The sequence below is a fragment of the bacterium genome (assembly GCA_035308905.1).
Lineage (GTDB): Bacteria > Sysuimicrobiota > Sysuimicrobiia > Sysuimicrobiales > Segetimicrobiaceae > DASSJF01.
This window is the reverse complement of the sequence record DATGFS010000053.1, coordinates 1-4768: the sequence shown is the minus strand read 5'-3', so window position 1 is coordinate 4768 and position 4768 is coordinate 1. Positions and strand designations below refer to the sequence as shown.

The window sequence follows — 4768 nt, the reverse complement described above, 5'->3', positions numbered from 1 at the left end:
CAATAAACCGCATCCTTTCATCCATCACCGAACACTCCCTCCAGGGCATCATCCCTCCCCCTTTCAGGGAAGGAGTGTTACCCATGTGTCCGGTACAAAGTGTTACCTATCTCTCAGGTCGCTCACAATGCTTTGCGTGATACAGCACGACTGTCAAGACCGATTAGCCCACGATTTGCCCACGTGCCGTGGCGGGTTAGGAGCAAGACGTGAATAACTTGGCGAGAATCGAAGCATACAGCGATGCCGTATTCGCCATCGCGGCGACGCTTCTGGTCTTGGAAATTAGGGTTCCGGCGGTGGGTATACACGCGCCGCTCAGAGAGCTCTGGCATGCGCTGGCGGACCTTTGGCCCTCCTACCTCGCCTTTGTCCTCAGTTTCGGCATCATACTTATCGCGTGGGTCAACCACCACCACGGCATTCGGATGTTGAGTAAGATATCGACCCCTTTCCTGTACGCCAACGGGCTTCTTCTCTTGACGGTGACATTCATTCCATTTCCCACGGCATTGCTTGCTAAGTACGTCACGACCGAACTCGCACCTGTGGCCTTCGTGTTCTACGCGGGCAGCAGCCTTATAGTGAACGCCGCATTCGTAGTCTGGTTCGCTGCGACGCAGAGACCCGTCTATCTCCTCAAGCCGGAAGTCGGAAAAGAGCAGATCAGGAGAATCTGGGCGCAGATGAGTGCCGGTACGCTCGGGTACGCTGTTGCCGCGATCCTCGGATGGTGGCTACCCATGATAGGTCTCGGCATAGTTATTGCGCTGGCCATCCTCTGGATCGTGATGTCAACTCAACACCGCCCTGAGAAATTGGTGACGTGACCCCATGGAAGCGCCGCCGCCACGCCCCGCAATGGCTCCGGACCTGCCGCGCTGGTGGAATGTGCTGGGGACGGGATTGGTCCTCTGGCTGGCGTCGGTGGTGGTCACCGGTCTGACAGGCAACCTCACGATGATCCCCACGGTCGTGCTGCTCGGCAGTTTTCTCGTGCCGGTGACCGCCGTTATCTGGTACCTGGACCACTACGAGAGTCCGGTGGTCACGCCGCGCGTCATCTTCTCGACGTTCATCGTCGGCGGCGTGCTCGGGGTGCTCGCGGCTTCGCTCCTCGAGTCGTGGCTCGTCAGCGACAGCCCGGTGCTCTACGCGGGCGTCGGACTGATCGAGGAGTTTGCGAAACTCCTGGCGCTCATGTTCGTGGCCCGGCGGCTGTCGCACTACGTGACGCGGGACGGCATCGTGCTCGGCGCGGCGGTGGGCTTCGGGTTCGGCGCGCTCGAGAGCAGCGGATACGCGCTCAACGCGCTGTTTGTCGCGCGGGGTCCGCACATCGCGCTGTCGCTGGGCAACCTGGTGTTTACCGAGCTGCTGCGGGGCATCCTCGCTCCCCTCGGCCACGGCCTGTGGACGGCAATTCTCGGCGGCGTGCTCTTCAGCGCGAGCCGCGGCGGGCACCTCCGGGTGACCCGTAAGGTGGCCGGCGTCTACCTGCTGGTGGCACTCTTTCACACGCTCTGGGACGCGATGCGGGGGATCGCGTTCGTCCTGACGACCATTTTCGCCGCGACGCCGACCCAGCGCCTCGCGTTTATGCGCGGCATCATCCTGCCCCCGACCATCAACGAGTTCAAGGCGTTCTTGGCGTTCGAGTTCGGCGGTCTCGCGGCGCTCGGGCTGATCGGGGTCGTGATCCTATGGGTGATGTGGCGCCGGGCCGCGGCGGCGGACGGCTACTGGGCGAGGACGCCGTAGCGGCGATTGCTGGAGGACGCGCAGTCACGGCGGCGAACAGCCGTCCCATGCCGATCATCGACGTGCACGATCACTTCTATCCGCCCGCATATCTCGACGCGCTGGCGGCGCATCAAGGCAACGTCCGCGTCACCCACGACGCCGAGGGGAACCCGCTGCTGCACTATCCCGGCGACTACAACATCGCCGTCCGCGGCCACCGCGACATCGAGTACCGGGAGCGCGTGCTCGCCGAACACGGCGTCGACCGGCAGATTCTCACGCTGACGACGCCCGGCACGCACGTGGAGGAGCCGCGCCGCGCGGTCGACCTCGCGCGCCTCGTGAACGACGCCTTCGCGCAGATCGTCGCGGAGCGCGGGCGCCGCTTCGGCGCGCTCGGCACGCTGCCGCTCAATGACCCGAAGGCCTCCGCCGCGGAGCTGGAGCGCTGTCTCGGGCCGCTCGCCTTTCGCGGGGCGATGCTGTTCGCGAATGTGAACGGGGTGGCGCTCGCCGACGAGCGATTCTGGCCGATCTATGAAGTCGCGAACGCTCACGACGCCGTGCTGCACATCCACCCGACGTCGCCGGTGGGCGTCGAGTCGATGACCGAGTATTGGCTCATGCCGCTCTGCGGCTTTCTTTTCGATACGACGCTTGCCGCCGCCCATCTCGTGTTTGCCGGCGTTGTCGAGCGTTTTCCAAGGATTCGTTGGGTGCTGAGCCATCTTGGAGGGACGATTCCATATCTCGCGGAGCGGCTCGACCGCGGGTACCGGGCGTTCCGCGAGTGCCGCGCGCGCATCGGGAAGCCGCCGAGCGCGTATCTCAAGGCACATTTTTGGTATGACACCGTGAATTTCGATCCCGCTGCGCTGAGCCTCGCGATTCAGTTTGCAGGCGCCGGCCGTCTCCTCGCGGGCAGCGACTACCCCCACCAGATCGGCAGCATCCCGCTGATGCTGGAGAGCATCCGGGCACTCAAGATCCCGGAGGCGGACCGCGCCGGCATTCTCGGGGGAAACGCCGCCGCGCTGCTCGGCGTCTGAGCCGGGGGCCAGCATCCTTTTCATGGACCGGAAGACCACGCTAGCCTAGAGTAGCGGCCGTATTCGTAACCGGCCGGCGGTCCACCACAGGGGATCAGGGGCATGCTGGAGTCGGCTAGAGGAAGCAGGCGCCGCTTCAACGGTCAGCTTCTGCGATCTGCCCGTTCACAACGCCGCTCCCTGAGGCGTCCTCAGGCCGGCCGAGGGTGTGGCGGCGCCGGACGAGCCCGACACCGCTCGCGACGACGGCCGCGCCGCTGAGGGCGAGCGCGATCGGCGTGCCGAGAACGGTCGCCGCTGCGCCGATGCACAGGCCGCCGATCGAGCTGAGCCCGAACGTGGCGGAGTAGAGACCGAGGACGCGTCCCCGCATCGCATCGGCCACGCCCACCTGGAACGACGTCGACATCGTGGTGTCGTACGCCGTGCCCATGAATCCGACCACCGCGATAAGCACGAGCGACAGCGCGAACCACGGAGACAGCGCAAACAGCACGATGAACGCGCCGAAGCCGATCGACGCTCCCACGACGACGGTCCCGAGGTGGCGGAGCTCGATGCGCCGCGCGACCAGCATCGTCGCGAGGAACTGCCCGACGCCGCTCATCGCCACCAGGTTGCCGAGTCCGATGCCGCCAACACGCAGCACGTCCCGCGCCATGACGGGCAGCATCGAGTTGGTCGAGAAGCCGAAGCCTTCGATCGACAGGCTCAGCAGCAAGAGGCGCCGGAGCCGCGCCGTGCGGAACACGTAGCGGAAGCCGTCCGCGACCGCGCGGCTGAACGGCTCGTGCGGAGGCCGCGCTGCGGCCGGACGCCGCAGCACCCCGACGGAGGCCGCGGCGCCCGCGTACACGACGGCGATGAGAATGTAGTTGTCGGCGATGCCGAGCCGGTCAATGATGACGCCGCCCGCCAGCGCGCCGACGACGCGGACGACGCTGCCCGCCATGAACTGGTAGGCGCTGGCGTTGAGCAGCAGCGCTTCTCCCACGACGTCGTAGACAAGCCCGTTGACCGCCGGCCTGTTCATCGCGGTCGTGCAGCCGACCAGCACGAGATAGACGAAGACCTGCCATACCGCGATCCGGTGGGCGTAGACCAGCCCGGCAATCACGAGGCCGCCGGTCGCCGCGGTCGTCTGGGTGGCCACCAGGATGGTCCGCCGGTCGAACCGGTCTGCCGCGAGGCCGGCCGGGATGCCGCACAGCGTCTGACTGACGCCGCGCACCGCGACGGCCACGCCGACCCAAAACGGCGAGTTCGTCAGCTCGAGGACGAGCCAGCCGTGGCTGAGGACCTCGACCGTGTAGGCCGCCGAGGTGCACAGCGAGCTCAGCCAGAGCCAGCGAAATCCGGGAACCCGAAAGGGAGTAGCGGCGGGCACGCGGGCCGGTCCGGGGGGCTACCGGCCGGCTGCGGCCGGCATGTCTTCTCCGCTGATCGCGAAACAGCAATAGGCGGCGATGCCGTACGGCACCGCCGCCCGCCGCGGGCGCGCGGCCCTCACGCCTTCGGGCTCACGAACCTTCGAGTTGGGTGAGGACTTCGCCGGGCTCCGGGCGCCGGCCCAACTGCTTCTTGGAGAAGATCGTCTTGCCGTCGGCGACGACTTCGAAGACGCCTCCGGAGGAGGGAATCAGGCTCAGCGTCGCCACGTCGGTTTTCTTGGCCTTGAGGATCTCTTCCGCCACACGGACGGCATGGGGGAGATACCCTCAACTGGTGCAGTATTCGATCGTCACCTTTTGGAGCTGCGCCATCGGCCGCCTCCCGGCGTGTTTAATGACCTCGCCTTAGTATGGCGTGGCGGTACAATTCTGTCCAGCGCTGTCCTGTACAGGTTCAGATAGATCCGAAAGACCCTCGTTGAAGGGTGTCGCGACGGACTCGGCGCTATCAACCGCTGGGCCATGGCTATACTGGCCCCATGCAGATTCACCAGAGCCTGGTGCGCGGCACCCGACGGATCCGCG

5 protein-coding genes are annotated in these 4768 nt (G+C 65.9%); 3 read left to right on the top strand and 2 right to left on the bottom strand.

The annotated features are described in order from the left end of the window. Positions 1-209 precede the first annotated feature (209 nt). From VKT83_16275 to VKT83_16265, 3 genes are read left to right on the top strand one after another with little or no spacing between them, the layout of a single operon-like run. Positions 210-830 (top strand): TMEM175 family protein, encoded by a 621-nt coding sequence (locus VKT83_16275; protein ID HLY24024.1) that lies wholly within the window; start codon positions 210-212, stop codon positions 828-830. A gap of 4 nt (positions 831-834) precedes the next feature. Continuing rightward, entirely contained in the window at positions 835-1761 is a 927-nt protein-coding gene (locus tag VKT83_16270; protein HLY24023.1) for a PrsW family glutamic-type intramembrane protease, read from the top strand. Between the two features lie 47 nt (positions 1762-1808). Next, a complete protein-coding gene (locus tag VKT83_16265) occupies positions 1809-2792 on the top strand; it encodes an amidohydrolase family protein (protein HLY24022.1) in 984 nt (327 codons plus the stop codon). 136 nt (positions 2793-2928) lie between these two features. Here the strand turns inward: VKT83_16265 and VKT83_16260 are convergent, their stop codons facing one another. Next, positions 2929-4179 (bottom strand): MFS transporter, encoded by a 1251-nt coding sequence (locus VKT83_16260; GenBank protein ID HLY24021.1) that lies wholly within the window; start codon positions 4177-4179, stop codon positions 2929-2931. 133 nt (positions 4180-4312) lie between these two features. Further along, positions 4313-4555: a SelT/SelW/SelH family (seleno)protein gene (locus VKT83_16255; protein HLY24020.1), complete on the bottom strand. Its 243-nt coding sequence runs from the start codon at positions 4553-4555 to the stop codon at positions 4313-4315. Positions 4556-4768: the final 213 nt, after the last annotated feature.

Excerpts from the sequence above, each read along its gene's own strand:
- VKT83_16270 (HLY24023.1), top strand. The coding sequence starts at position 835 with ATGGAAGCGCCGCCGCCACGCCCCGCAATGGCTCCGGACCTGCCGCGC.
- VKT83_16265 (HLY24022.1), top strand. The coding sequence starts at position 1,809 with ATGCCGATCATCGACGTGCACGATCACTTCTATCCGCCCGCATATCTC.